Here is a 2,014-nt window from a genome sequence, read left to right as displayed (position 1 = left end):
CGGCGCCCAGACCCGCGGCCTGGGCCGCGAAGTCGGCGCCGTGGAAGCGGGCGCCGGGCAGGGCCGCGTAGAGGTCGCCGGGGCGCACCAGCCGGGAGCGCCCCGTCCGGACCGGGGCCGGGGGTGATGGTTGTCACGATGGTTCCGGATTCAGTCGGTGCCGCCGAAGGAGACGGGCAGTTTGGGCGGCTGGGCGCCGGTCGGCGGGATCTGCAGCGTCTTGAGCGCGAACTCCATCACCTGCTTGTAGATCGGGCCGCAGATCTGGCCGCCGAAGTAGCTGCCCCTGGTGGGGTTCTGGATGGCGCAGTAGACGGTGATCGCGGGCTTGTCGGCGGGCGCGAAACCGGCGAAGGACGCCGTGTAGCCGTGGTAGCGGCCGGTCTTGGGGTCGACCCGGTTGGCGGTGCCGGTCTTGCCCGCGACCCGGTAGCCGGGGATACGGGCCTTGGTTCCGGTTCCCTCCTCGTCGCCGACGACCGACTCCAGCATCTGCGCCACGCTCCTGGCGGTCTTCTCGCTGACCACCCGGGACTGCTTGGGCGCGGGGGCCGGGGTGAAGCGGCCGTCGGGGCCCCTGGTGCCCCGTACCAGCGTCGGTTCCACGCGCACCCCGCCGTTGGCGATCGTCGAGTACACCGAGGCGGCCTGCATGGCGCTGAGCGAGAGGCCCTGGCCGAAGCGGACCGTGTACTGCTGGGAGGTGGACCACTTCTGCGGCGGCGCGAGGATGCCGGGGGTCTCGCCCGGGTAGCCGAGGCCGGTGGGCGAGCCGAGGCCGAACTTGCGCAGATACGAGTAGAGGACCCGGTCGGCCTCGGCGTCGGTCCTGCCGAGCTGCTCCACGGCGAGGATCGTGCCGATGTTGCTGGACTTGGCGAGGACGCCGTTGAGCGTCAGGTTCCAGGTCGGGTGGTCGATGTCGTCCTTGAAGAGCCGGTCGCCGCGGTGCAGCCGGTTGGGGACGGTGACGTGGGTCAGCGGGGTCGCCGCGTTCTCCTCCAGGACCGCGGCCATGGACATGACCTTGGCGGTGGAGCCCGGCTCGTAGACGTCCTGGACGGCCGCGTTGCCCAGCGCCGCCCCGTTGGCGTGGGAGAGGTCGTTGGGATCGAAGCCGGGGGCGTTGGCCATGGCCAGGACCTCACCGGTGTCGGTGCGCTGGACCACCACATAGCCCCGGTCGGCCTGGGACTTGCGGACCTGGTCGGTGATGGCCTTCTGGGCCATCCACTGGATGTCGCGGTCCACGGTCAGCTCGACCGCCGAGCCGGGGACGGCCGGGGTCTCGTGGGTGCCCGCGGTGGGCACCCGGCGCCCGCCGGACTGGGCGTAGGTGATCTTGCCGTCCTGGCCGGCCAGGACCTTGTCGAGCTGGGACTCCAGTCCCCCGCCGCCGCGGCCCTCGGCGTTGACGTAACCCAGTATCCCGGCGGCGAGGTCGCCGTTGGGGTACACCCGCTTGCTGCTCGACTCGTTGAAGACGCCGCCCAGCACATTGGCGCCGGTGCCGCCCCTGGCCAGGTCGGCGCGGGCCTTCTCGGCGAAGACCTTCTTCAGGTCCTTGATCTGGTTCCACACCTGCGGCGTCTGGCGGCGGGCGAGGACCACGTACCGACTCCTGGGCGTCCGCAGCTTCTTGGCGATCTCCTCCTGGTCCTTGCCGATCAGCGGGGAGAGCAGGGCCGCCGCCTGCTGGGGGGCGTCGGGGGCCTTGCTGGCCGCCGGGGTGAACATCGACGGGTCGGCGGTGATGTCGTACGCGTCGACGCTGGTGGCCAGGGCGACGCCGTCGCGGTCGGTGATCTCACCGCGCTCGGCGGGCAGCGCGTAGCTGGCGTACCGGTTCTTCTCCGCCTTGGCGGAGTACGCGCTGGCGTCCACCGCCTGCACCTGGAGCAGCCGCACCACGAACGCGATCATGACCAGGGTGAGCCCGAGGCTGACCAGGCGCAGCCGGGGCCGCGGGCTGCCGAGCCTTATCCGGGCGGGGGGCTTGGGGCGCCGCTGCGCC

1 protein-coding gene and 1 pseudogene are annotated in these 2,014 nt (G+C 71.9%); both read right to left on the bottom strand.

Features of this window, described 5'->3' with window-relative positions; translation table 11 throughout:
- Positions 1-106, bottom strand: a pseudogene (locus ACJA3G_RS35815) (Mur ligase domain-containing protein); the annotation flags it as partial.
- Between the two features lie 44 nt (positions 107-150).
- Positions 151-2,014: peptidoglycan D,D-transpeptidase FtsI family protein (locus ACJA3G_RS35810; protein WP_406557203.1), on the bottom strand; the 1,864-nt coding region annotated here is incomplete at its 5' end.

The organism is Streptomyces sp. YS-3 (genome assembly GCF_045257485.1).
In the GTDB taxonomy this organism is placed as follows: domain Bacteria; phylum Actinomycetota; class Actinomycetes; order Streptomycetales; family Streptomycetaceae; genus Streptomyces.
Note: the sequence above shows the minus strand (reverse complement) of the source record. Positions and strands in the feature narration are given on the sequence as shown.